General features: G+C 36.4%; 24 protein-coding genes and 1 tRNA gene. 14 read left to right on the top strand and 11 right to left on the bottom strand.

The window, feature by feature from the left end; translation table 11 throughout:
* Positions 1–85: 85 nt before the first annotated feature.
* A tRNA-Phe gene (locus FDF36_RS12345) sits at positions 86–158 on the top strand.
* A gap of 237 nt (positions 159–395) precedes the next feature.
* Positions 396–1,622, top strand: coding sequence for a site-specific integrase (locus FDF36_RS12340; RefSeq protein ID WP_220391515.1), 1,227 nt, complete (start codon positions 396–398; stop codon positions 1,620–1,622).
* A gap of 65 nt (positions 1,623–1,687) precedes the next feature.
* Here FDF36_RS12340 and FDF36_RS12335 read toward each other — a convergent pair whose 3' ends face one another.
* The 5 genes from FDF36_RS12335 to FDF36_RS12315 form a co-directional block, all read right to left on the bottom strand.
* Positions 1,688–1,990: a helix-turn-helix domain-containing protein gene (locus FDF36_RS12335; protein ID WP_220391514.1), complete on the bottom strand. Its 303-nt coding sequence runs from the start codon at positions 1,988–1,990 to the stop codon at positions 1,688–1,690.
* Between the two features lie 6 nt (positions 1,991–1,996).
* Positions 1,997–2,293: a helix-turn-helix domain-containing protein gene (locus tag FDF36_RS12330; RefSeq protein WP_220391513.1), complete on the bottom strand. Its 297-nt coding sequence runs from the start codon at positions 2,291–2,293 to the stop codon at positions 1,997–1,999.
* A 260-nt stretch (positions 2,294–2,553) separates the two neighbouring features.
* Positions 2,554–2,847 carry a helix-turn-helix domain-containing protein gene (locus tag FDF36_RS12325; protein WP_065762710.1) on the bottom strand — a complete coding sequence of 98 codons (294 nt, stop codon included), beginning with the start codon at positions 2,845–2,847 and terminating at the stop codon, positions 2,554–2,556.
* Positions 2,848–2,928: 81 nt separating this feature from the next.
* Positions 2,929–3,222, bottom strand: coding sequence for a DUF3876 domain-containing protein (locus FDF36_RS12320; RefSeq protein WP_065762709.1), 294 nt, complete (start codon positions 3,220–3,222; stop codon positions 2,929–2,931).
* Positions 3,209–3,523, bottom strand: coding sequence for a helix-turn-helix domain-containing protein (locus FDF36_RS12315; protein ID WP_065762708.1), 315 nt, complete (start codon positions 3,521–3,523; stop codon positions 3,209–3,211). The genes FDF36_RS12320 and FDF36_RS12315 overlap by 14 nt, the downstream gene beginning before the upstream one ends.
* Positions 3,524–3,739: 216 nt before the next feature.
* Here FDF36_RS12315 and FDF36_RS12310 point away from each other — a divergent pair, with 216 nt between their 5' ends.
* The 10 genes from FDF36_RS12310 to FDF36_RS12265 all read left to right on the top strand — a co-directional run bounded on the left by FDF36_RS12310 (position 3,740) and on the right by FDF36_RS12265 (position 11,220).
* Positions 3,740–4,285 (top strand): TetR/AcrR family transcriptional regulator, encoded by a 546-nt coding sequence (locus FDF36_RS12310; RefSeq protein ID WP_065762707.1) that lies wholly within the window; start codon positions 3,740–3,742, stop codon positions 4,283–4,285.
* 52 nt (positions 4,286–4,337) lie between these two features.
* Positions 4,338–4,856 (top strand): DinB family protein, encoded by a 519-nt coding sequence (locus FDF36_RS12305; RefSeq protein ID WP_065762706.1) that lies wholly within the window; start codon positions 4,338–4,340, stop codon positions 4,854–4,856.
* Positions 4,857–4,968: 112 nt separating this feature from the next.
* Complete coding sequence (locus FDF36_RS12300) at positions 4,969–5,505, top strand: TetR/AcrR family transcriptional regulator (RefSeq protein WP_065762705.1); 537 nt, start codon at positions 4,969–4,971, stop codon at positions 5,503–5,505.
* 1 nt (position 5,506) lies between these two features.
* Positions 5,507–5,965, top strand: a complete 459-nt coding sequence (locus FDF36_RS12295) for a DUF2867 domain-containing protein (protein ID WP_220391512.1) — start codon at positions 5,507–5,509, stop codon at positions 5,963–5,965.
* Between the two features lie 30 nt (positions 5,966–5,995).
* A complete protein-coding gene (locus FDF36_RS12290; RefSeq protein ID WP_065762703.1) occupies positions 5,996–6,631 on the top strand; it encodes an RteC domain-containing protein in 636 nt (211 codons plus the stop codon).
* Between the two features lie 145 nt (positions 6,632–6,776).
* Positions 6,777–7,109 carry a helix-turn-helix domain-containing protein gene (locus FDF36_RS12285; RefSeq protein ID WP_065762702.1) on the top strand — a complete coding sequence of 111 codons (333 nt, stop codon included), beginning with the start codon at positions 6,777–6,779 and terminating at the stop codon, positions 7,107–7,109.
* A gap of 284 nt (positions 7,110–7,393) precedes the next feature.
* Positions 7,394–7,978, top strand: coding sequence for a BfmA/BtgA family mobilization protein (locus FDF36_RS12280; RefSeq protein ID WP_220391511.1), 585 nt, complete (start codon positions 7,394–7,396; stop codon positions 7,976–7,978).
* A gap of 4 nt (positions 7,979–7,982) precedes the next feature.
* Positions 7,983–8,954 carry a DUF5712 family protein gene (locus FDF36_RS12275; RefSeq protein WP_220391510.1) on the top strand — a complete coding sequence of 324 codons (972 nt, stop codon included), beginning with the start codon at positions 7,983–7,985 and terminating at the stop codon, positions 8,952–8,954.
* 152 nt (positions 8,955–9,106) lie between these two features.
* A complete protein-coding gene (locus FDF36_RS12270) occupies positions 9,107–9,949 on the top strand; it encodes a hypothetical protein (protein ID WP_217491295.1) in 843 nt (280 codons plus the stop codon).
* 8 nt (positions 9,950–9,957) lie between these two features.
* Positions 9,958–11,220 carry an AAA family ATPase gene (locus FDF36_RS12265; RefSeq protein ID WP_065762699.1) on the top strand — a complete coding sequence of 421 codons (1,263 nt, stop codon included), beginning with the start codon at positions 9,958–9,960 and terminating at the stop codon, positions 11,218–11,220.
* 268 nt (positions 11,221–11,488) lie between these two features.
* Here FDF36_RS12265 and FDF36_RS12260 read toward each other — a convergent pair whose 3' ends face one another.
* Genes FDF36_RS12260 through FDF36_RS12250 form a run of 3 tightly spaced genes read right to left on the bottom strand, consistent with a single transcriptional unit; the run spans position 11,489 to position 13,258 of the window.
* The gene (locus tag FDF36_RS12260; protein ID WP_005814750.1) at positions 11,489–12,127 is read right to left on the bottom strand and encodes an HAD family hydrolase; all 639 of its coding nucleotides are present in this window, start codon (positions 12,125–12,127) and stop codon (positions 11,489–11,491) included.
* Positions 12,105–12,728 carry a sugar O-acetyltransferase gene (locus FDF36_RS12255; protein ID WP_017142035.1) on the bottom strand — a complete coding sequence of 208 codons (624 nt, stop codon included), beginning with the start codon at positions 12,726–12,728 and terminating at the stop codon, positions 12,105–12,107. The genes FDF36_RS12260 and FDF36_RS12255 overlap by 23 nt, the downstream gene beginning before the upstream one ends.
* 20 nt (positions 12,729–12,748) lie before the next feature.
* Complete coding sequence (locus tag FDF36_RS12250) at positions 12,749–13,258, bottom strand: nitroreductase family protein (RefSeq protein WP_005797736.1); 510 nt, start codon at positions 13,256–13,258, stop codon at positions 12,749–12,751.
* A gap of 112 nt (positions 13,259–13,370) precedes the next feature.
* On the opposite strand from FDF36_RS12250, the gene FDF36_RS12245 reads away from it, so the two are divergent.
* Positions 13,371–14,210, top strand: coding sequence for an AraC family transcriptional regulator (locus tag FDF36_RS12245; protein ID WP_032601237.1), 840 nt, complete (start codon positions 13,371–13,373; stop codon positions 14,208–14,210).
* Positions 14,211–14,243: 33 nt separating this feature from the next.
* Here the strand turns inward: FDF36_RS12245 and FDF36_RS12240 are convergent, their stop codons facing one another.
* Positions 14,244–18,311 carry a hybrid sensor histidine kinase/response regulator transcription factor gene (locus FDF36_RS12240; RefSeq protein WP_220391509.1) on the bottom strand — a complete coding sequence of 1,356 codons (4,068 nt, stop codon included), beginning with the start codon at positions 18,309–18,311 and terminating at the stop codon, positions 14,244–14,246.
* Between the two features lie 217 nt (positions 18,312–18,528).
* Positions 18,529–20,478 carry a glycoside hydrolase family 97 protein gene (locus FDF36_RS12235; RefSeq protein ID WP_220391508.1) on the bottom strand — a complete coding sequence of 650 codons (1,950 nt, stop codon included), beginning with the start codon at positions 20,476–20,478 and terminating at the stop codon, positions 18,529–18,531.
* 219 nt (positions 20,479–20,697) lie between these two features.
* On the opposite strand from FDF36_RS12235, the gene FDF36_RS12230 reads away from it, so the two are divergent.
* Positions 20,698–22,662, top strand: coding sequence for a sialate O-acetylesterase (locus FDF36_RS12230; protein ID WP_220391507.1), 1,965 nt, complete (start codon positions 20,698–20,700; stop codon positions 22,660–22,662).
* A gap of 113 nt (positions 22,663–22,775) precedes the next feature.
* Here FDF36_RS12230 and FDF36_RS12225 read toward each other — a convergent pair whose 3' ends face one another.
* Complete coding sequence (locus tag FDF36_RS12225; protein WP_220391506.1) at positions 22,776–24,368, bottom strand: MGH1-like glycoside hydrolase domain-containing protein; 1,593 nt, start codon at positions 24,366–24,368, stop codon at positions 22,776–22,778.

The raw sequence follows: 24,368 nt of genomic DNA, 5'->3' as shown, positions 1-24,368 counted from the left end.
GAATAGCTTTTTATCAGTGTTTTTTATTACCCTAAGGTTTGCAAAATCAAAAACTTTCACTACCTTTGCAACCGCAAACAAGAAAGGTGCCATAGCTCAGTTGGTAGAGCAAAGGACTGAAAATCCTTGTGTCCCCGGTTCGATTCCTGGTGGCACCACTTTTAAAAGACTTCAAATTTGGTAAATCCCTGAAAATTAAACATTTCAGGGATTTTCTTTTTCCTAAAACTCCCACATTTTTAGCAAAATTATGCAGTTCCGTTGGTCTAAATCGTGACCAATTTGGGTCTTGAAGAAATTGACCACGAATTGTATCATAAGTCATTGATTGTCTTATCGTTTGATTCTTGCTATTCTGCACGATTCAGTAACTTTAAACCATTAATTTTTAGAGTATGAAACGACAGACTTTTAATGTGCTTTTCTTTATTAGGAAAACCAAATTAAAGAAATCAGGTGAAACGCCCATCATGTTGCGCATTACTATTGAGGGGCAACTCACCGAATTGCAACTCAAACGGGATGTAATGCCTACACAATGGAATCAAGCCAAAGAACGTTGTACCGGTAGGGATGCTACATCAATGGAGATTAACCGCTATCTCGAATCGGTTAAACTACGATTGTTAGACATTCATAGGGAAATGGAAGATGCAGGAAAACTTATCAATCCGATGGAAGTAAAACGTAGATTTCTTGGGCTGAATGAAAAGCACATGATGTTCTTTGAAGTTTTTCAAGAGCATAACGACAAATGCCGTGAACTGATTGGCAAGGATTATGCCAAAGTAACTATCTCCCGATTTGATACTTGTTTACGGTATTTCAAAGAGATGGCTTTGAAAAAGTACCATCTAAAGGATATTCCCATGAAAGAAATAAGTCATGCCATCATTCAAGATTATATTCACTTCCTGAAAGCTCAAAAAGACTTGCAAGAAAATACGGTAATCCGTTATATGAAAGTAGTGAAGAAAATCACCAACATGGCATTGGCTAATGATTGGATGGAGAAAGACCCGTTTATCAATATCCGTTTCCACGAGCAGGAAGTACACAAAGAGTTTTTAACCAAAGAAGAATTAGAAACTATGCAAAACAAAGTTTTTGACGTTCCTCGTTTAGATTTAGTACGTGATATTTTTCTATTTCAATGCTTCACGGGTTTAGCTTTCATAGATGTATCTGAATTAAAAGCAGAACATCTTGTAACTGATAATCAGGGGAATTTATGGATTAGGAAAGCAAGACAGAAAACGAAAGTCATGTGCAACATTCCTCTTTTGGATATACCTTTAGCCATATTGGAGAAATACAAGGGGCATCCACTGGCGAAAAAGAAAGGAACATTGTTACCCGTTCCATGCAACCAAAAGCTAAACAGTTATTTGAAAGAAATTGCTGATTTATGCGGTATCAAGAAAAATTTAACCACGCATACCGGACGACATACATTTTCGACCGTTGTCGCTTTAGCTAATAATGTATCATTAGAAAATGTAGCAAAAATGCTCGGTCATACCAATACAAAAATGACGCAGCGATACGCAAAAGTATTAGACCAAAGTATTCTTCGAGATATGCAGAATGTGCGGGAGAGCTTCTCTACTAAAACCACCTAAAGATGAAAACGGCTACCTAATCCATTAGAACGGTAGCCGTTTCTCTATCTTCATTCTATTAAAAACTAAAGAGGATAATCTTCTATATTATAGGCTGAACGAAACCTATCTTCTAAAACCTTCCTGATATCCGATTCACGGAACAGCACTTTGCCCGGAAGTTGAATAAAAGGGAAAATGCCATCATCCCGATAATACTGCAAAGTTCTACGGCTGATTTTGAGGATAGAACAAAGTTCTTCACTTGTCAAATACCGTTCACCCTCAAACATAGGCTTATTATTCTTCAATGCATATTCTATATAAGGTAAAGCCCTATCTAACGATTGCAATAATTCTTGGCTATCCTCATTCCTATATAAGTCCATAAGCAATTATTCTTTAGTGGTTACTTTTATTCTACCTGAATCCAATAGTTTTTGTACTTCGGCAACCTTATAATATACCTTCTTGCCAACAGTCGAAAAAGAAAGTTTGCCACTCTCACGTAAAGACTGTAATGTTCGTAAAGGAATATTTAAGGAAGCTGCCAATGTCCTACCCTCTATCCATTCTTTCTCAATACACATATTAGAGGAAGATAAAGAAGTATTATCTGCCAATGATATAATCTGTTCCAACTTCTTTCTAAAAGAATCGAAGGAAACTCTTTCTATTGCTACTATATCCATATATAAATTACTTTTTAAAATTCATTATCTCAATTTTTTTTAAAGTAAGTTTTCCAGCACTCAATATGAAGCATTGACAAAGGTAAGTTCCGTATTTAGCCTGTTCAAGTCCAAGCCTTCGGTTTAGATAAAAATCTTCCTCTCATTGCATTCGAGCGTATTTTTATCTAAAGACTTGCACAGACTAAATACTTCACTGGAAAAGTCAATGATTCAAATTAAATTCCGAAAAACAATGTTTTCGAAGATGGCAGATTAGGTTATTCCTTCCAGCTTTCAAAGTAATACTTTTGCAGTAGTTTGTCAATATCACTTTGCCGATAGATGATTTTACCTTTTATCTGGATGAAGGGGATTAGCCCTGTATCTCTCCACTCTTGCAGGGTTCGCAAACTGACATTCAGTTTTTTAGAAACCTCATGATTGGAAAGAAAACGTTCTCCGTTCAGGTGAGGTTTATAGTGCTTGACAATTGATTCAATACCGTTCAGCATTGAATCGAGCGAAGAAATAAATTCTTTGATTTGCGGTGTATCTTTATTTATTAATTCCATGATTGAAAGATTGTTTTATTGAAATATTGATTTCAAGATTGCTGGATGGCTAATCAGTTGAATGACTAGCTGGTTGATTGATTAGTTACGCAGATAGTCACCTAACGATGAAAGGTTAAGCACATCTTTCACTGGATCATAATCTATGTAAATCCGTTTAGGAGCAGGAGCAATAAAATACAAGCTACCTTCTTTCTGTATTTCATATGTGGCGGGTGAAGCCTGTTTGGTAGTTTCCGATACATAAATAATAGAGAGAAGATAATCTTTATCGTTCCGGTAGATGATAACCGTAGGATTCAGATTTACGCTTTCCCACGTGCCAACAATGGAAAACAGGTTGAAAGACGGATAATCTTCTTTAGTTCTTTTCATAAAGCGTAATTTGTTTGGGTGATTGATTTTGTGTTTCACTGTCCGCAATAATTCTTTCAATATCGGAAGACTTATAATAAATCTTGCTCCCGATTTGTGAATAAGCCAATCTTCCACTACTTCGGTAATATTGCAGTGTACGTTTACTAAAGCCCAACAACAGACACACTTCCTGACTATCCAGCCAGTTTTCTACTTTTTGAGTATGAGTGCTGCATAAACTTTCTATCCGTTTGGCAAACTCCGTGAACCCCTCGCAGACAAACGAGAATGTTCTTTTTTCAATGGTTACTACTTCCATACTTTTAATTTTAAATGGTTTATAAAACGTGTTGATTCTATTTCACCAGCAAATGAAAGAAGAATCAAGAGCCGTTTTCTAAACTGTCTGAAAGTGGTATGAAGTGGTTATAACTGGCTGGATAAATGAAGATAGAAATTATACACTGTGAACATACAAGATGTTAAAATCGCAGATTTTATACTTACTACTAAGTAAATTGCATATATTTACGTCATGAATGATACAAGAAGTGAAATAATACGGTTAGGAAGTGAATTAATTCGCTCTATTGGCTACAATTCTTTTAGCTATGCAGACATATCTAAAGCATTGAATATAAAGAATGCAGCTATTCATTATTATTTCCCTTCAAAGTCGGATTTGGGAGTAGAGATAATAAGAGAAAATCTGAATGCTTTCAACGAATTAACTAAGGCATGGGAAAGTTTGGATTATAAATCGCAGTTTTCCAATTACATTCATATGCATGATAGTTTTATCAATAATCATTGGGTTTGTATAGTTGGCTCACTTTCACCATCTTATGATACTTTACCTGAAAACATGCAAAAAGAGTTGCAGGAATTAGTAAACACGATTCTGAAATGGCTTACAGCTTTATTAGATAATGGTTTAAAAAACAATGCTTTTTCATTTGTGGAAACACCAAGAACAAAGGCTTTTATGGTTCATTCTGTATTACTATCTTCTTTGCAAATGAATAAAGTATTAAGAAATGATGTGTATAAATCAATACAGGAAGGATTATTAAATATCTAATATTTTTTTGCCTCAAAGACTTACTTACTAATAAGTATATAAATTTATAGAAATGAAAAGAATTGATTTTTTAAGAGAACAGATTATCGAATCGAGGAATTTTGTAAATCGTTTGATTTCCGAAATACCACAAGATTTATGGTACACAATTCCTCAAAACACAGATTCAAATTTTGCTTGGCAAGTTGGTCATTTAATGATTAGTCAAAACTTCCATGCTATCACATGTATCACAGGAAGAAATACTAAAATCGCAGAATTGATACCTATTGTTGATTATGTGAAAATCTTCAATGGTATGGGAACCCTACATAGGTCAGTAGAAAAAAACTTGATACCAGCATATGAGCTAAAGGATCAGTTTGATGCCATTCACAAAATATGCATAGATAATTTATCCCAATTAAACGATGATATATTATTTGAGCAATTAGAACCTATTCCGTTTAAGCATCCAGTAGCTAATAATAAATATGAAGCATTATCTTGGTGTTTCAAACATGAAATGTGGCATAGTGCAGAAATGGAAGACCTAAAGCGTATGCTCGGCTATCCTATCAAATGGCTTTAAAGATAGTTGCATCTTAAATACAGGAAATGATAATAAAAGAGACAAACAAGCTATTGTTTATTCTAATAAAGTGATTACATTTGCATACCATACTACATGGTATGTTTAAATTATGAAGAAAGTAGATAGAAATCAATGGTTCGTAATAGGACTAAACATTTTAGAAAATGAGGGATTTTCTAAGATTACAATAGACAATTTATGTACCTTACTGGAAATTACAAAGGGAGCATTCTATCATCATTTTAAGAATATTGATGGGTATGTTGATGCTCTCATGAAGTATTGGTTGGAGGTAAATACATTTGGGTTTATTCGTGAAGTGGACAAATTGAACACTCCCAAAGAGCAACAGCAGAAATTAGCTGATATGGCAGCATACGCTTCTATCCGAAACGAAAGTGTAATACGGGCGTGGGGGTATTCTAGTCCAATTGTGCGAAATTATGTAGCGCAAGCGGACAGTATCAGGTTGGAATATGCAAGCAAGCTGAATAAAGCAACCGGATTAGATGCTAAACAAGCAATGGATTTGGCAATAATACAATACTCCATGCTGATTGGCATGCAGCAAGTTTGTTCAGCTCTACCAGCGGAACAGTTCAAAGAGTTGCAGGATATGGTTATTAATAAATTTAAAGAGCAGTAAAATGAAAAACATACCAACAAATGGCTTGATTGAAAAGTATCTTCCTGCCGATTATGTGGATTACTATTCAAGAGAAATAGTTTGTAATCAGAAAATAACACCTGAAAAATTTCGTAATCTTGCTTTTAACCAACTTCCTAAATGGATAGATTGGTTAATGAATTTACGAAACACTATTGTAAAACCATTGGAATTGGATACAAAGAGTAAATTTACAGATATGGTGTCTGATAAAAATGAGCATGAAGAGATTTTTGGAATGACTGACAGCCACTTGGATTTTCATGTTTCAATGTGGTGTGGTGAGTATAAAAATCGCAAACAGGAACTTAGGATTACAACTATTGTCAAATATAACAATAGGCTTGGACGAATATATTTTTTCTTTATTAGACCATTTCACAAAATTATCATTTACTTTCTATTGAAACGAATAAAGAATAAATATAAAAGGCAATAAACAAGAAATATAACGCGTGTTCGATTACTTATGCCAAAATGGAATCTTTCAGATCAGAATATATATAGTCTTCTCAACTCTTCTTGCACAAAAGAGAATTTTGATGAAGCCCAATTACTTATGGCATATAGAGAATTTGTAGAATCCGTGATTACCTTTTTGAATAATGAATCAGATTACAAAACTTTAATTAGAGAACTAAATCTTACCTACATAGAATTTGAAGCACTAAAAAATAGTTTAGAAATCAGAAGAGATTTCTGTTACGAAGCAAAAAGTATAACATGTAATAAGATACTTTCATTTATTAATAAAGAACTAGATCTACTTCATCATCAAATGGAATTTCGCAAATTCTTTATTAACATTGAAGCTGGATGGAAATCTACCTTACACCTAAATAAAGATATTGCAAAGTACATCGACATAATGGAAATCGTATGTGGACTTTATTATCTAAAATGTATTACAACAGTTGATGGGAAGGAAATACATTTTAGTGATTTAGCCAATGCTTTTGAAAAGCTGTTTAACATAAAATTCAGTGATATTTATAAAAAAGAAGAAGAAGTAATCAAACGCAAGCCAGATAAACGGACAGCCTTTTTGGATAAACTGAGAGCTGCAATCATTGAAAAGTGTAAGGAAGAGGGATATTTTCCATAGGAATTCAATACAGATATTCAGGGTATTAAGTATTATTTATCGGGGAATAGGTGATCTATGCCCCGAATTTATTTGCATCCATTTTCAGAACTTTGCTTCATCAATCGATTGAAAATCATGAATGTTCAACTTAAAATGAAGCAAAATGTATATAGACAACGAAAACTTTGAGAAATGGATGGAGAAGCTATCCAAAAAACTCACTGAAATAGGGCAAGACTTAAAATCCCTAATCAATACCGATAAAGTATTAGATGATAATGAAAAGATACTCGATAATCAGGATTTAGCCTTTCTTCTGAAAGTATCTTTCCGAACGCTTCAACGTTACAGGGTAAGCGGACAACTACCCTACTTTACCATCGGAAAGAAAACCTACTATCGAGCGAATGATATTCGGGCTTTCGTTCGTGAACGTGCCGACTTTCAAACCTACAAACAGTTTGAAAAAGCTAATCAATTAGAGAATCAACCGTGAAAGCAAAAGGTAGCAAATTTAGGAATGAAGCAGTGCTGTTCCTTCCTTGTGCTACCACCCTAATTTAGCTGAAACAGCTACGCCTTTCGGCTTTGCTCGTTTCGCAAAATTGAGCAAGAGGGAACTGGACAAGTCCTGTTCTTCCCTCTTGCCCTGCGGGGCAAAGCCTTCGGCTTTAGCGTGTTACAAGAACACGCTGTAATGACACCTGTAATAAGCATTTTCTTTGCGACGCTTATTATCAGGTATTTATCTATTCATATTTCTATAAAAAAGTAATTATCATGCCCAATAGCAGTCGAAAAACGATATTCACTACCATTTCCATAGACAAGGAAACGGCAGCTTTGGTAGAGAAGATATGCAAACGCTATTCACTGAAAAAGAGCGAAGTTGTAAAGTTGGCGTTCGGGTATATAGATAAGGCGCATATCAACCCATCCGAAGCACCTGAATCCGTAAAATCGGAACTGGCGAAAATAAATAAGAGGCAGGATGATATTATCCGTTTCATTCGTCACTATGAGGAAGAGCAACTGAATCCGATGATACGGGCAACAAATTCTATCGCTTTGCGTTTTGATGTTATCGGCAAAACTTTAGAAACCCTTATTCTCTCTCAACTGGAAGCCAGTCAGGAGAGACAAACAGCCGTACTAAAAAAGTTAAGTGAGCAGTTCTGTAATCATGCAGATGTGATAAACAACCAGTCGAAACAGATTAATGCACTTTACCAAATACATCAACGGAATTATAAAAAGCTACTTCAACTGATACAACTCTATTCGGAACTGTCCGCTTGTGGTGTGATGGATAGCAAAAGGAAAGAAAACCTGAAAGCTGAAATCAGCAATCTGATAAATATATAGGATTATGCACATAGACTTTGCTCCACCATCAAACGGAACATATAATAACTCAGGGAGTAGCCGACAGCTTACTAACTACCTCGAACATGAAGATTTAGAAAGAATGGAGAAAGGTATTTATACCGAAGGCTTTTTCAATCTGGAAGATGATAACATCTACAAATCAACCGTTATAAAAGATATAGATAGCAATATCGGGCAACTCTTAAAGACAGATGCTAAGTTTTTTGCTATTCATGTTAGCCCATCGAAAAATGAACTTCGAGAGATGGGTAATACAGAACAAGAACAAGCCGAAGCTATGAAACTGTATATCCGTAAGGTGTTTATCCCTGAATATGCCAAGAATTTTAATAAAGGGCTATCCGATACGGATATAAAGTTTTATGGGAAGATACATTTTGACCGTAGCCGTTCAGATAACGAACTGAATATGCACTGCCATTTGATAGTAAGTCGTAAAAACCAAGCGAATAAAAAGAAATTATCACCGCTAACCAACCATAAGAGCACCAAGAAAGGGACGGTAACAGGTGGCTTTGACCGTGTGAACTTATTCCAAAAGGTGGAACAAGGTTTTGATAAACTATTCAAATACAGCCGCCAACAGACAGAATCATTCAATTACCACAACATGATGCAGAATGGCTCTATATTCGAACAACTTAAACTACAGGAATATGAACTTCAATCCAACGAAAGAAAAACAGAAATCAATGAGAATAGCAATCAAAAGAACTTGTTTTCTATCAATATTGAAAACAAAAAAGCAAATAATCAAGCTTTCTACACAGATACCCATATCGCTATTCCCCCTCAAAGCAAGGCTACTATCAATCCATCTTTCGATCAGAAAAGTGACGAAATATCTGGTTCGTTCATATCTATAGTATCACAAGGAGCAAACTTTCCATTAAAATCAGAAGAAAAAATAGTAAAATCGAAAAAGAAAAAAAAGAAAGGTCGAAAAATGTAATATTCTATCAATCTACATATAAATCTGTACGTCTAAGTTTCCATCAAATAAATAAAGAAGAAAATATTGGCAAATTAGAGTTTAATAGCTAAATTTGTATACCTTTACCTATACAGGTTAAGCGATTAATTAATCAACAAAGAACACTGTTTATGATTTTCAACATTTACTACATCAATTTTCCTAAAGTATATGAAATAAAAATGATGCTTAGCAACATTATATCTAAAGCAAGAGAAGTAACAAAGGGAGAAGGTAAAGAAAGCGAGGATGAATTAAAAGCAAAATTTGGATTTAAAATCCTTGATTTCTTTAACACCGGGATTGAAGGTGGAGAAAAAGCAAAAAGTTCTGATTCTAGAAAAGTATTAGAAACCTTTGAAATTAAAACAACTAAGTCTATCATTTTAAATGAAGTTGTTGAAAAAAGCAATAATATTACATCTTTTGATAATATTAATGAAGGAGAACTTATAATGGTAGATAATGTTCACTTATCATTAGAGAATGAAGCAGAACTTAGAACTATAAAACTATTCACTAGTGGAGCATTTAAAGATATGGCTTTACCGGGAGCTAATGGTTTTGACATAACAAATCTTTTTAATTCTATGTTTAAAGATTATGCTTACAAAATTAAAGGTTCTATTCCTGAAGAATCTGAGAAGTTATTGATAAAAATACCTTTAACTTTTGAAAATGAATTTGAAAGTTCATATAGTGTCGATGACTTATTTGTAGGAAAAGTATCCATACTAGGATTATATAAAGGGAAAATAAAAATTGATAATTTAAGAAATTCTTTTCAGTTCTTTCAAGAAATAGGTAGCTTACAAAATATAGCTAAAACAAACTCTGAAGATGATGAAATACAAGAGAGCCAATACCCCCTTAAAAATCCTGAAATTAACTATTTTATAAGTTCAGGAGATGGATTAGATTATCATTATATTGATTTGCTTGCTATTGTTCAAAATGTGAACATACTTCACTAATTGAAAAGATGAAAGAATTATTGCTTTTTTTTGAAAAAGATGTTTTTTATGAATATAAAAAGCACAAGTTAGAAGAAGGTTATACTATAATTAGTATAGGTGAATTTCTTAAAGATATCGCAAATAGTGCTTTATATAATGAGTTTGATTATACAACACAAATTATTGATATATCTGCACTTGCCTCAGGTTATAAAGAATTTCAACTACTCGGCGAACAACTTTTAAATCAATTTACTAATCCAGAAACAATCTTCATAGCAGATAAAAGACATGAAGATATTCTCAAACATGAATTAAGATATTGTTTTTTAAATTTTGACGACATTAAAATTCAAGGAAGAACTAGAGACCAAGTAGATGACGGGAACTCTAAATGCAATTTTATTTCATCCAAACATAAAAAAATAATAGATCTGAACGAAAATGAGTTAGAGGTTTTCTTTGAAAAATTTAGAGAGAGTCTATATGGTCATGAGAAATTCAAAGATGATTTCTATGACCTTGTAAAAAACTTCAGGATCTTCAACAAATTAGGGGAACATAAGATTCTATCTTTATTTCTTATGGGAGAGTCAGGAGTTGGAAAAACCGAAGTTGCTAGAACTATCTACAAATGCTTAGGCGGAAAGAAGAAACTAGCCAAAGTTAACTTTGGAAACTATAGTAGTGAATTTTCTCTAAGTTCTTTAATTGGAAGCGCAAGAGGATATATTGGTAGCGAAGATGGAGAAATCTTTATTAGAGTAAGAGACACTGATATGGGTATTATCTTAATCGATGAATTTGAAAAATCAAATGCTGCCCTTTTTAATTACTTCCTAGATGTATTAGAGAGTGGAAAAATAGTGAGTTCTCTTGCAGATGAAATTGATCTCAATGGATTCATTATAATTTTTACATCAAATATAAGCAAAGAGAACTTTCAAAATAAAATATCTCCAGAATTGCGTTCCAGATTTGATTACAAAGGATTATTCACTTTATTATATAATAAAGACAAACAAAAGTTTGTTGAATTTAGAGTGAAAAGTATTATAAGAAAATTCAACTTAGAATTTGAACACAAATTAAATGAAAACTTATATGAATATTTTCAATCACAGATAAATGTAAGCAAATATAATAACATGAGAGATCTAAACAAAAGAATTAAACGTATATTTGTTGAGTATGTTTCCAAAGAGCTTTATCAAGATGCAATTATAATAGAAAATCCTTCCACTAAGAAGAAATTTCTAAGAAAAATATTAGGTTTATCCTCTGAATAATATGCAATAGTTACAATAAAATGTATACATTTGTTTCGTAATCGTTCTTATAGCGAGCAAAACGATAAAAGATAATCGTGTGCTAAATCATGTGGATTTCCAAATGGAAGAAACTATAAAACGGTGATAATCAGCAGAGAGAAGATAATAGTTCTCTTGCTGGTGGCACCACTTCAAAATAAAAAACGTTGTGAATCATCTTTCGCAACGTTTTTTATTTATCTCCACAAACTATATTAGTAACCTTTTTATGGTTCAAACTAGTACTTCAACAAAGTAGAAAATCCCGTAATAACCGAACTGAACTAAAGACATAACCTGAATTATATTTTTCTAACTGCTCACAGTCTGTCGATGCAGCCCATGCCGCTGACAAACACTGTATCTTTACGGAATTGCATGCCTCGATATCAGAAACCGCATCTCCTACATATATCATTTCATTCGACTTAAAGCCATAATATAATGATATGGCCTTCATTGCTTCTGATTTTCTGTTCTTTTCAGAAGAGCCGGTTTCTATTCGGTCAAAACACCCATCCATACCAAATTGTTTCAATGTAATATCACAACTTCTTATACCTTTCCCCGTAATAAGAACTACTATTACATTTCTTTCATGTAATTGCCCGATCAATGTTTTCATCCCTTCAAATGGCTTGGGACATAAAATGGCATGCATTTCTTCATAAATTACATAGAAATCATTTAATGCCTTCTCCCGACTATCACCGGAAACCACTTGATTGATCATACCTTCTTCATTTAATCCGAAGGTCCGCGCTATCTCGTCATCTGATAATTCATGATCTACATAAGGAGTAGTCGCCTCTCTGAATGCTGCTAAACATAGCGGAATAGTATCTCCTATCGTACCATCCAGATCAAAAGCTACCAGCCGGATCATAATTTTCAGATTTATTGATTTGACGAATCACCCTACATGGGTTTCCAACAGCCAGACTGTTTGCAGGAACATTTGTGGTAACAACACTTCCGGCACCAATAACACTTCCCTTACCAATAGTAACCCCGGGCAATATAATAACTCCACCACCGATCCAGCAACCATCTTCAACAGTGACTGGAAGGGCAAATGTATGACGGACATATCGAACTCCCTCCGGTGCCTCAACAGGTGTTAACCGTTCATTCAAATCAATGGGATGCGTTGCCGTATAAATCTGGACATTAGGAGCAATCAGTACATTATTACCAACTGTAATCTTATTGCAATCGACAAACACACAGCCTATATTTACCGTAACATTATCACCAATATGAATATTACATCCATAATCGCAGAGAAAAGAATGTCCTACGGAAACCTCTGTTCCGATACTACCGAACATTTCTTTCAGAATCGCATATTTTTCTTCTTTTTGTTCATAAGACAGTGAATTGTATCTCATCAACAAACGGTGAGTTTTTCCTTTTAGTTCTAGAAAAACCGGAGCATGGCAATCATACCATTCACCAGCCAAGCATTTCTCCATCTCTGTTTTCATTCGTTCCCTCCCATGCGGATTTATAAGAAAGTAACAATTTCATCCTTGTCCTTTCGGGTAGTAAAGTGATCAGGTTGCTCTTGGATATATCCCAATGATACAATAGCTACCGGATATCTTTCGGACGACAACCCGAAATTAGCTTTAAACAATTCCGGATCAAAGTTGCACACCCAACAACTTCCCAGCCCTATTTCGGCTGCGGCTAAACAGATATGCTCTGTAGCAATAGCAGCATCGATATCCGCATGATTTTTGTTATCGGATTTACGTACCCATGCTATCGATTTATCGGCACAAACAACAATGTATACCGGTGCCCGTGCGAACCATTCTCTATTATAACATTGCCGTAAATTCTGTTTTTGTTCTTCACTGACCACCACCATGAAATGCCAAGGCTGATAATTAACTGCAGAAGGAGCTAAACGGGCACATTCAATGATATAGTCGATTTTATCCTGTTCGACCCTGTCTGACTTATAATTTCTTACCGAGAAACGTTTTTTTGTAAGTTCTAAAAAGTTCATATCCTATCAATTTTTAATATTTAAAGCAAAGTTATACCATTTTCAGGTCTATTATTATGTATTACTTTTCGTTATATCGGTAAAATTACGTTTTTTAGACTATATTTGTCTTATGAAAAGAGAAAACTTACATCAACCGTTTGAGATTAGTTTCAGTGAGTTTGACGAGTCAATGCTAAAAGAACACGACCATACTTTTTTTGAGTTGGTCTACATCTTATCGGGTACAGGTATCCAATGGATTAACAATAATAAATTTTCTTATCACGACGGACACCTATTTATGATAACTCCCGGAGACTCACATTCATTTGAAATACATTCCACTACTAAGTTTATCAATATTAAGTTCAATGATATCTACATTCATTCCGCTGTTTTCGGTACAGAAAACATAAAACGATTAGAATTTATCTTACAGCATGCCAACCACCAACCTGGCTGTATTTTACGAAATCGAACAGACAAACTACTCGTAAAACCTATGATTGAAGCCATCATCAGGGAATACGTCAATAGAAACTTATATAGCAAAGAAATCATAACGCAACTGATAAACACCATAATAATAGTCGTTGCACGCAATATCGCCATGTTTCTGCCTGAACAAGTAAATGAATGCTCCGAAGAGAAATCACTCGGTATACTGCAATATATCCAGACCTACATTTATCAATCCGAGAAAATCAAAACGAAAGCTATCAGTCAACATTTCGGCATTTCAGAGAATTATTTGGGACGTTACTTTAAAAAACACACAAACGAAACAATGCAACAGTACATACTGAATTATAAACTGAAACTGGTAGAAAACAGATTATTGCATAGTGAAATGAGAATCAGTGAGATTGTAGCAGAATTAGGTTTCACCGATGAAAGCCATTTAAATAAACTATTAAAAAAATACAGAGGTTGCAGCCCCACAAATTTCAGAAAGAATAATGCAGTATAGCCCCAATAATAAGTTATACAAGTTTCAGACGCCCTATTCGTCTGATATGCCCGATATCTTCTCCTTCTTTACATTTTCCTTTTGTTGCTCTCTATACTGTCGCGGAGGCATGCCATACCTTTTCGAGAACAGTTTATAGAATGTTCCGCGGTTGTTGAATCCGGTCTGGTCCATAATCTCTTCAATAGTAAGATTCTTGGCTATTAACAGTCGTTCTGCCATTGTTAGACGGTATTCCTTAATGATATCAGCAGGAGACTGTTCAGTTATCGGTTTTAGTTTCCGGTAGAACTGGCGGGTACTATACCCCATCTCACTACTTAGCAATTCCACTTGTAAATCGGGATTTGCAATATTCTTCTCTATAATCTCGAGCATTTTATCCAGGAACTCCTGATCTTCTTTATGTATACAATTGCCATGTTCCATAGTGAAGGAACTGAAAATAGAGCTATAATATTCTTTCAAGTCTGCCTCCCGTTTGATGAGACGATAAACGATTTTCTCCAGATACTTCACGTTAAAAGGTTTGGTAACATAGGCTTCTGCTCCTGACTCGATGCCCTTTACCTGATCGTCTTCGTGATGTAGGGCGGAAAGGAGGATCAGTGGAATGTGACTCCATAATTTGTGTTGCTTTATCTTCTGAGCAAACGACAGTCCATCGATACCGGGCATCATGACGTCTGAAATAATTAAGTCGGGTTGCTTCTGCTCCAGACTGCTCAATGCATCTTTTGCATTATCAAAAGAGCACACATTGTATTTGTCTGCAAAAAGTTCTGAAACGAACCATAACATGGAATTATCATCATCAATAACCATGATGGTCCGTTTACCCGTATCAAACTCTATGGCAGTCTTTTCTAAAACAATAGGTTCCTCCGTAGCCGTATGTAATAGTCCGGTTTCATAAGTAGTTTGTGTAGTTTCCCGTTCAGTTATGGGAAGATTGGGCAAGGTAACGGTGAATGTTGTCATTTCATAGAGAACACTATTTACGCTGATTTCCCCATTCAACTGCGTAATCATGCTCTTACAAATAGCTAATCCAAGTCCTGTACGAGAATTCTTACCGTTCATCTCAACAGAATCCAATATTTTATAACGATCGAATATTTTGGATAAATTTTCTTTGGCTATCCCTTTTCCAGAATTGGATATACAAAAAATTAACGACTGGTTTTCCACTTTCAACTCTATTGTGATAATTCCTTTGTCAGGCGTGTACTTAAAAGCGTTGGATATTAAATTGCTGACAATCTTATTAAAGCAACTGATATCCGTATTCCATTCAATGTCCGGAGAAATATGCAACTGATAATTCATTTCTTTATTTTCAGCCAGTTCTTCGAAAGATTCCGCTATGCTTCTAACCTTTTCCGACACGGATAACTGTTGAATAGAAAGTACTTTATTGCCGGTTTCCAATCTGCGAAATTCAAGTAACTCTAAAATCAGATTATTCAGTTTTTCAGTATTTTGTTGTATCATCTTTGCATACTTCTGAGTGTATGCGTCAATCTCCGGATTGGCAAGTATCTTCTCACAAGGACCATAAATCAAGGTCAGTGGCGTACAGAATTCATGAGTGATATTAGTGAAAAAACGCAATTTTGATTCGTAGATTTCTTCTTTCTTCTCTCGGTTCATCTTGTCCAACATACGGTGTTGTTTGCGACGGTATATATAAATGAGCCTATATATCCCTGCAGTGCACAACAGTGCAAATAGAATGAAATATACCATATAGGCCAGCGGACTGAGATACCACGGCGGAGTGATATGGATAATGACGGATTGTGTTTGGCTTTCTTGCCCGTTTATATTGTTTTTGTATTTTACTAATAAAGAATATTCACCCGGAGCAAGATTAGAGAAAATAGCGCTGGTGGATATTCCGTTTTCTATCCATTGGTTGCTCATTTCTTCAAGCTTATAATAAAAAGAATAGTTGTTGCCATTGATGTAATCAATAGCCATAAAATTTAGCTGAAAGAAGTTTTGACTGTAATCCAGTTGAAGGATTGTTTTACCCTCCTTTTCATAAAGAAACTTATGAATATTGTGTTCTTTGCCAAAGATAGACAGTCCTTTCAGGGCGATTTGCGGCATATACTCTTCGGTGATACAGTCATTTGTCTGAATGGAAATAAAACCATTTGTACCTCCAAAAAACAGTGTTTCCGAAACGACATCTTTATAGAAAGCACCATCACTGAACTCGGTGATTTCCAATCCATTTCCACTGTTATAGGTTTGCCCTGTACGAGTCTCGGGGTTGAAGCGTATCAATCCCTGGTTGGTACTCAACCAAAGATCGCCTTGGTGGTCCTCTAAAACTCCGTGTACAGTGTTATTTAAAAATAAGTCCGCTTTCGTATATAAGGAATCATCTTGTTCAAGATGCAATAACCCCGAGCTAGTTCCTAACCAATAACCTTTTGCGTTTTTGTAAATAGCAAAAATGTCGTTAGCTGTCTGACTGCTTACAATACTGTCAAAACGATGCGGAATCATTTCCCCTGTCTCTACATTCATGCGGTATGCACCGCAACCACGATTACCAAACCAAAGTATGGAGTCGTTTTCCTGGTAAGAAGTAAAGAAATAGTTCGAAGCCATACGCCCGTTATCAATAACAGTACGGGAAGCAGATTTTACAGTAGGAGTAGCAGTAGAAGCATCAAAGATAACTTTTACAATGCCTTCACCTACCGTAGATACCCATAAGGTCGTATCATTCGGTTGTTTTATAGAATGCACATACTTCACTTTTTCTCCATTGGCAATGATAGGCAGTTCTTTTAATTGCCTGCTTAAGTACGAATAATAATTAATTCCATTTTCGGTTCCGATCCACAATTTATCTTTGCATCCGGGAGCAAAACAATAGACGGAATTATCTGCCAGCGCACTATTATATGGTGTAATCCGATCAGACGACATAGGCATACTGTTATCCGGAGTATACTTTTTAATGCGGAGTATCCCACTTCCTTTGGTTCCTATCCAAAGCGTTTGCTCCTGATCGTAGTAAAGAGCCCTAACCGGATTACTTATTTGATATACAGGAGTGTCTAAAAGAGTATTGGTAATAGAAAAGGTGTCATTATAATACATGTATACACCTTGTCCGTCTGTTCCTATCCATACAATATCTTGAAATTTATCTTTCATCAGACAGAAAATACCGGAATGTATTTCTGTTTTCTGTATCTGATATTTCATCTTTTGAGAGGACATATATTTTAGAACAATGAGACCACTGTTTTTGAAACCGATGTAGTAATCGTTTTTTTGCTTGATGATGGAAGATACTTCCCCATGCACTTCAATCTGACCTTTCAGATCGGCTATATAATATGCTTGCCGGTTATTAAAATCATATTCGTAAAGAGCGTAGGTTTCGTCAATAAAGTAGGCCATATCTTTCTCGGAAAAGGCATGATATAATTTACACGAATGCGTAAAAAGATTCTTACGGGTTAATGTTACTCCCTGTTTTGTATTCTCAATACGATAACTTTGAGTCTCTTCATTGGAGGTAAATATCCATAAAATATCGTTCGAATCTACAGTCATAGAGAGTACATGACTAAATTCAAGATTGGGAATTTCCAATCGCCTGAAAGATTGTGCTTCTCGTTGATAATAATAAAGATAGCCATCATCTTTCAGAATGAAAAGCATGTCATCTTTATTGTTAGCCATGAAGTATTGCCCTTTGAATTCAGTGAAACTCTGACTGGTCTGTTGCTTGGTATCTAAACGATTCAATCCATAATTAGTCTGTACCCATAATATGTCCTTCTCTGATTCAATGATTTGATTTATCAAGTTTCCGGAAAGTAGGGTTTTGGAAGAGTTTATTGGGGTATACAAATGTATGTCGGTTCCATCAAAGATATTCAGTCCATCGCAAGAACCAATCCAAATGATGCCCCGATCATCTTGATAAAGAGAGAGAATAGCACTATTTGAAAGTCCATTTCTATTAGAAAATTGTCTCAAACTGTATGCATGAACCTCCAAAGGCAGGCAAAATAGTAAGCAAAGAAAATACAGTAGTAACAAGTATGTTCGATAAATGTATTTCATGTTAGATATAATGCATTAGTTAGGTTCACAAAGATAATACATGCCGGATAAATAATTCTCAAGTGCATGATAAATGTTTTCTCTCAAAGAGATTGCCATTTCTATCAAAATAGTATCCGAATCCGAACTTGCTCCATTACTTCTCCCTGCAAAGCAACATGAAAGGAGAGAAATGATGCAGCCAGTCCGGATCGGATAAAAGATCGAGATAGAATTATTACTCAATAACAGAGGCAAATCCTCCGTTACGTGCCAGACGCACTATTATTTTATCTCCTTTTTTAAGAGTATATTCTTTTTTTCTGTAATCCATAGCTTGTCGGTTAGCATTAACCCCATCCTCAAAAGAAGTCATCCGATAAGATTGCCCTTCTTTCAGGAAGTCAAAATCCAATTCAAAGGTTCTCTCTTGCTGTCGGTTGTTAGTCATGCCACCGATATACCACTTATCTCCTTTACGTTTTGCCACAATCACATATTCCCCAGCCTTAGCTTTCAAAGCAATGGTTTCATCCCATGTCTGCGGGACTTGAGTAATATATCGGGTACATTCGTCATTGCGATAGTAAAGTGTAGGATTGTCCGCCATCATCTGCAACCCACTTTCGAAAATGACAAATAAAGCCATTTGGTAAGCTCGTGTACCTATACTGGCTGAATTAGGGCGTTCGGAACAATAAATTTCCGGTTGCATGCTAAGCATGGCACCCGGCGTATAGTCCATTGCACCAACCGCATTTCTCATAAAAGGCAGATATATGCTGTTGTCCGGTCGGCATCCCCCCATTTGTTCCATTCCTCTTACGCCTTCATAAGACAATACATTCGGATATTTATATTCCAATCCGGCAGGCTTAAATGCCCCGTGGAAATCGACAAACAGATGGTGCTTGGCAGCCTCTCGGGCTACTCTTTCATAATAGTTCACCATCCACTGGTCACTTCTATCCATAAAGTCGATTTTGACTCCTATTACACCCCATTTCTCGAAAGTCTCAAACAGCCCGAAATTGTTTTCTACAGTGAGCCATGTCAACCAGAGCACAATACCTACATTTTTTTCTTTGCCATAGCGGATGAGTTCATGCACATCTACCGCAGGATTTGGTGTATAGGGATCACGGGTACTCATAGCCCAGCCTTCGTCCATAACAATATATGATATACCGTAATTAGCGGCAAAATCAATAAAATATTTGTAAGTATCGAGATTGCAGCCTGCTACAAAATTAACATCCGGTCCGTAGGGAGTAGCACCGTTCCACCATTCCCAGCTTGCCAATCCGGGCTTAATCCAGGAAGTATCTTCCAATATGTTCTTTTCGGCCAATCTATAAGACATCGTGTTTTCAATGAGTTGACCATCATCTGTACTAATGACAAAATAGCGCCAAGGAAAATTACGCTTTCCACTGGTTTGTGCTATATAGTCGGCTTCCTTCAGTATTTTAACACTCCGATCACCGTCTTCTCCAAATTCAAGAGGTACTTTAGGAAATACAGAAACCATACCATTGCTGCCATTACTTTTCAGAAAAACAGCCGGATAATCGGTTAGTGATGTTTCACTGATTAATATCTTACTTCCTTTTTGAGTATCAATCAGAATTGGCAATAAAGCCATTGAGGCAGATGATTTCCATTCTTTGCTATACAAATGGGTGTATTCTTCTTCATAAGCCGTTTTAAAACTTCCGGACTGTTGCATGTGTAGCAGATAATTATCAGGGAAGTTCACTTGCAGGGTCTCATTCTTCACATTGATCATTCCTTTTTTATTGGTTATAAAACGGTAGGCAATTCCATCATTAAAGGCACGAAACTCTACGGAATACCCTCCTTTGAAGTCTAGAAGAAGTTGGTTGTACCGGTTACTTACAGACGAAAATTTCAATGGAATAACAGGCTTTAAAGACTCGTCTATATTCTTATGGCTTACTTTAGTGAATTTAGGATTCGTTCCCAATCTCTGGTCACCGATTTCCATTGCAAGGTGACACTGCTTTAACAATGTCTCATTCCGGCAGATGACATCGTAGTAGATTTTATCTGAAAGATTCACTGAAATCTGAATATTCCCATCCGGCGAAGCCAGCTTGTGTATGTTCTGTCCCTGGACATACAAAGAAATACTGAAAATTAATAGTAGCAGTAATTGTTTTTTCATACTAAATGATGTGTTTTATAGTTTTATTGTTTGCAAAATTAGCACATAAATAGAATTTTCTGTTCTGCATTTGTGACATATATGTATCCATTTATGTCATTATGGGTTCTATATACTTTAATGTCATGTATTTGGGTGCGTTTTTAAGTATAGATTTCTATCTTTGTACAAATGAATAAAACTAAAATAGTGTGTATATCAAAGTAAGAACTAAAGGGTATGAAAAACAAATGTATGCTAGTTGTAATTTTACTGATCTTGTCAGGTACAGCATTTGCAAAAATTGTGTTACCACCTATTTTCTCTGATAATATGGTGTTACAACAACAGACGAATGCTCCCATTTGGGGTGAAACGCAGCCTATGAAAACCGTAAAAGTAACCACCTCATGGGATGGGAAGACGTATGTGGTTCAGGCTGATAAAACAGGAAAATGGAAAGTAACTGTTCACACGCCTGTTGCCGGAGGACCATACGAGATTGCCTTGACAGATGGTAAGAAAGTAAGTTTAAAAAATGTGATGATTGGCGAAGTATGGATATGTTCAGGACAATCGAATATGGAGATGCCATTAGGGGGATGGGGAAAGATTAAGGATTACCAGAAAGAAATCGCTGAAGCCCGACACTCTAATATACGACTCCTGCAAATAGAACAGATCAACAGTACCCAACCGGAAACGAATATTAAAGTCCGTAATGACAGTTGGCAGGTTTGTTCACCGATAACCATCCCAGAGTTTTCTGCTACGGCTTATTTCTTTGGCAGAGAAATCTCAGAGAAACAAAATGTTCCGGTTGGCTTGATACATACTTCTTGGGGAGGCACAAACGTTGAATCCTGGATAAGTGGAGAAGTCTTGAAGGAGATGCCGGAATTTGTGGAAACAGTGGAGTCCATTCAGAAGATGCCGGGTGATAAGAAAATACTCAAAGCAGAATATTTAAAGGAGCTCACTGCCTGGAATAACCGTGTGGACGAAGGTTTTGCTGAAGGAAAACCGGTGAGAGCTGCTGCATCATTAGATGACAAAGGTTGGGAAAGTATGAATTTTCCGGGTGAAGTAGGCCCACAATTGGCCGGCTTTGATGGAGTTATGTGGGTTAGAAAAGATATCGAAATTCCCGCTAATTGGGCAAGTAAAGATGTACAACTATCCCTGGGGGCTATTGATGATAATGATATTACTTATTGGAATGGAATAGAAATAGGCCGTACAGATGGGCCGACTCTTCAACGCAAATACATCATTCCGGGGAAAATGGTAAAGGCGGGAAGAGCGATATTAGCCATTCGGGTATTGGATACAGGTGGTAACTGTGGCATTTGGGGAGACCTCTATCTTCGCTCTACGAATGATGAACAGATTAGTTTGTCCGGTGATTGGAAATATCAGGTTGCTGCGGATACTCATAAGGTAGGGGCACTTCCGGTAGACAGATCTGTAGATCCCAATTTACCGACTTCCCTTTATAATGCAATGATTCATCCACTGATATCCTACGGTATTCGAGGAGTAATTTGGTATCAGGGGGAGAATAATTCTTCCAGAGCCTATCAGTATCGGGAACTTTTCCCATTGGTAATAGAGAATTGGCGCCGGGATTGGAAACAGGATTTTCCATTCTATTTTGTGCAACTGGCCAATTTTATGCATGAAGTTTCCCAACCGGCAGAATCAGAGTGGGCAGAGCTTCGTGAAGCACAAATGCGTGCATTGGCAGTAGGCAATACCGGTATGGCTGTAATAATAGACAGAGGTGACGCCAACGACATTCACCCTAAAGATAAACAAACCGTAGGACATCGACTGGCTTTGATTGCCCGTGCCAAAACATATGGGGAAAAACTGCCTTATTCCGGCCCGATCTATCGCTCCCATCAGATTGTAGGAAATAAGATAATTCTTTCTTTTGATCATACCGATGGTGGATTGAAAAGTAGCGATGGCAAGGAGTTGAAAGGCTTTGCTATAGCCGGGCGCAATCATGAATTCCATTGGGCCAAAGCTGAGATAGACGGAGACAAAATTATAGTCAGTGCACCTGAAGCGGTACCTTATCCGGTTGCTGTGCGATATGCTTGGGCCAATAATCCGGTCTGCAATTTGTATAATGGAGCAGGGCTTCCGGCTTCACCTTTCCGAACAGATGACTGGAGAGGAATTACACAAAAGGATTAATTGTTCTCCTAAAATACCCTCATCTTTTGTCACTGTTAAACGAAAGGTATGAGGGTATTTTGTAAATGATGATATATGGTCTCCAAGAGTATCCTGAATGCTACATAAATAAATTACCGGATTACTACTTTCTGCACCGTTGTCGTGTGAGATAAACATTTATCGTCCACGTAAACCATAAAACCTTTTCCCCTACCATATTTTTTTCCTTTCTTATCAAAAATAATGGTAATGGCTTTACCTTGGCAATATACATTGTCCAAGCAGAAATAGTCCCAACACCCATCAGGAACAAGAGGGTTTATGATAATACTTCCATCTTCCTGCGGACGAACTCCCATTAATCCTGAAATAATCAAATTACAAAAAGAAGAGTGGTTATAATCTTTCCCTCTTTCTACACCACCTTTAGAATCATCCCAAGTTCCGTTTTTCCATGATTTCAGGCGAGTCCTCGATATCCAGTCTCCCGTATAGGGATTGATATTTTCATCAATCCAACAAATCGTATCGTTATTGACTGATAAAACACGATGACTATTACTGTATATGCTCAAAAGACTTAAATAATCTTTTTTAGTGATGATAGGAGAATCATAACTATTGAAATAGTTAGCCATTGCTGTCAGTGTCATGGAAGTCAGATAGGGCCAGCTGGGACCATTCCATTGACATTCGTGTCCTTCGTATGAAATCTTGAAATCAGGGCAACGCTGTTCTACAGTAGTTGGGCCATAGGCTGCTTCAAATCCCTTGGAATCAAATAGTTGTTTCCATGCTATGGAATAGTCATCCGGCGGTATATTATAGAACCAGGGAATGTATCCAAGAAGTTCACGTGCATAAGAGAATTCCATCTTGCCATTTAGAGGTATAACCTTGTAGAAATCAGCCTGTTTATCCCATAGCCTCCGGTTTATCATTCCTTTTAACTTATCAGCCTTCTTCTGATAGGTCCGGGCTTCCATGTCACGATCTACTATTGAAGCTATTTTTGCCAACGCAACGGCCTCACCGTACATATAACTGTTAATGGTAGGGCGATAACCACGTCCACCTTCTGACAAATGTCCGGAAACAGACATCTCCATTCCATCCCTGTCGTCAACCTGCCAGAACATTCCAGTCGAATCCCGCTTCTCTTCTTCCCACTTTGCAAAGTTATCTTTTAGCTTGGGATACAAATCGGCCAGTAGCATTTTATCATTGTGAATTAAATAGTAATTGTAGATAGCGTCTGCAGCCCCAAAGCTGTATAACCTCGGATTCCCGTTACCAGAAAACCAGAAAGAAGCATAATCAGATAAAATTTCAGCGTTTCTCAGCCACCGCCCCTCGTAGAAATGATGGTTAGCCGCACAACTGATGGTATTATACTTTCCGGCCCAAGGAACATCCGGCAAGAATTCAGTAATAACGAACCCGTCAGGAGTCTTCTTTATATGCTTTCTATAGGTCCACCATCGAAAATAATATGTTTTCTCCAGCTCCTTATCCGGACACTCAAAAAATGGAATATTCTTTCTTAAAAAATCAGATGCGCCACAGTTAGGGATATCTTGTTTATACAATTCATTATCTTCACGATTGAATCGATTAACGTAAGACTCGATTACTTCCGGAGCATCTTTAATGAGGAAGTTTTGCCCCTGCATGTGCAGGGGCAAAACTATACCTAAAGCTATAAATAACTTCTTTATTTGCAT

Origin of the sequence: Bacteroides fragilis (genome assembly GCF_019583405.1) — a bacterium.
Lineage (GTDB): Bacteria > Bacteroidota > Bacteroidia > Bacteroidales > Bacteroidaceae > Bacteroides > Bacteroides fragilis_B.
The sequence above is the reverse complement of the archived record's forward strand: the minus strand, read 5'-3'. Positions and strand labels throughout refer to the sequence as shown.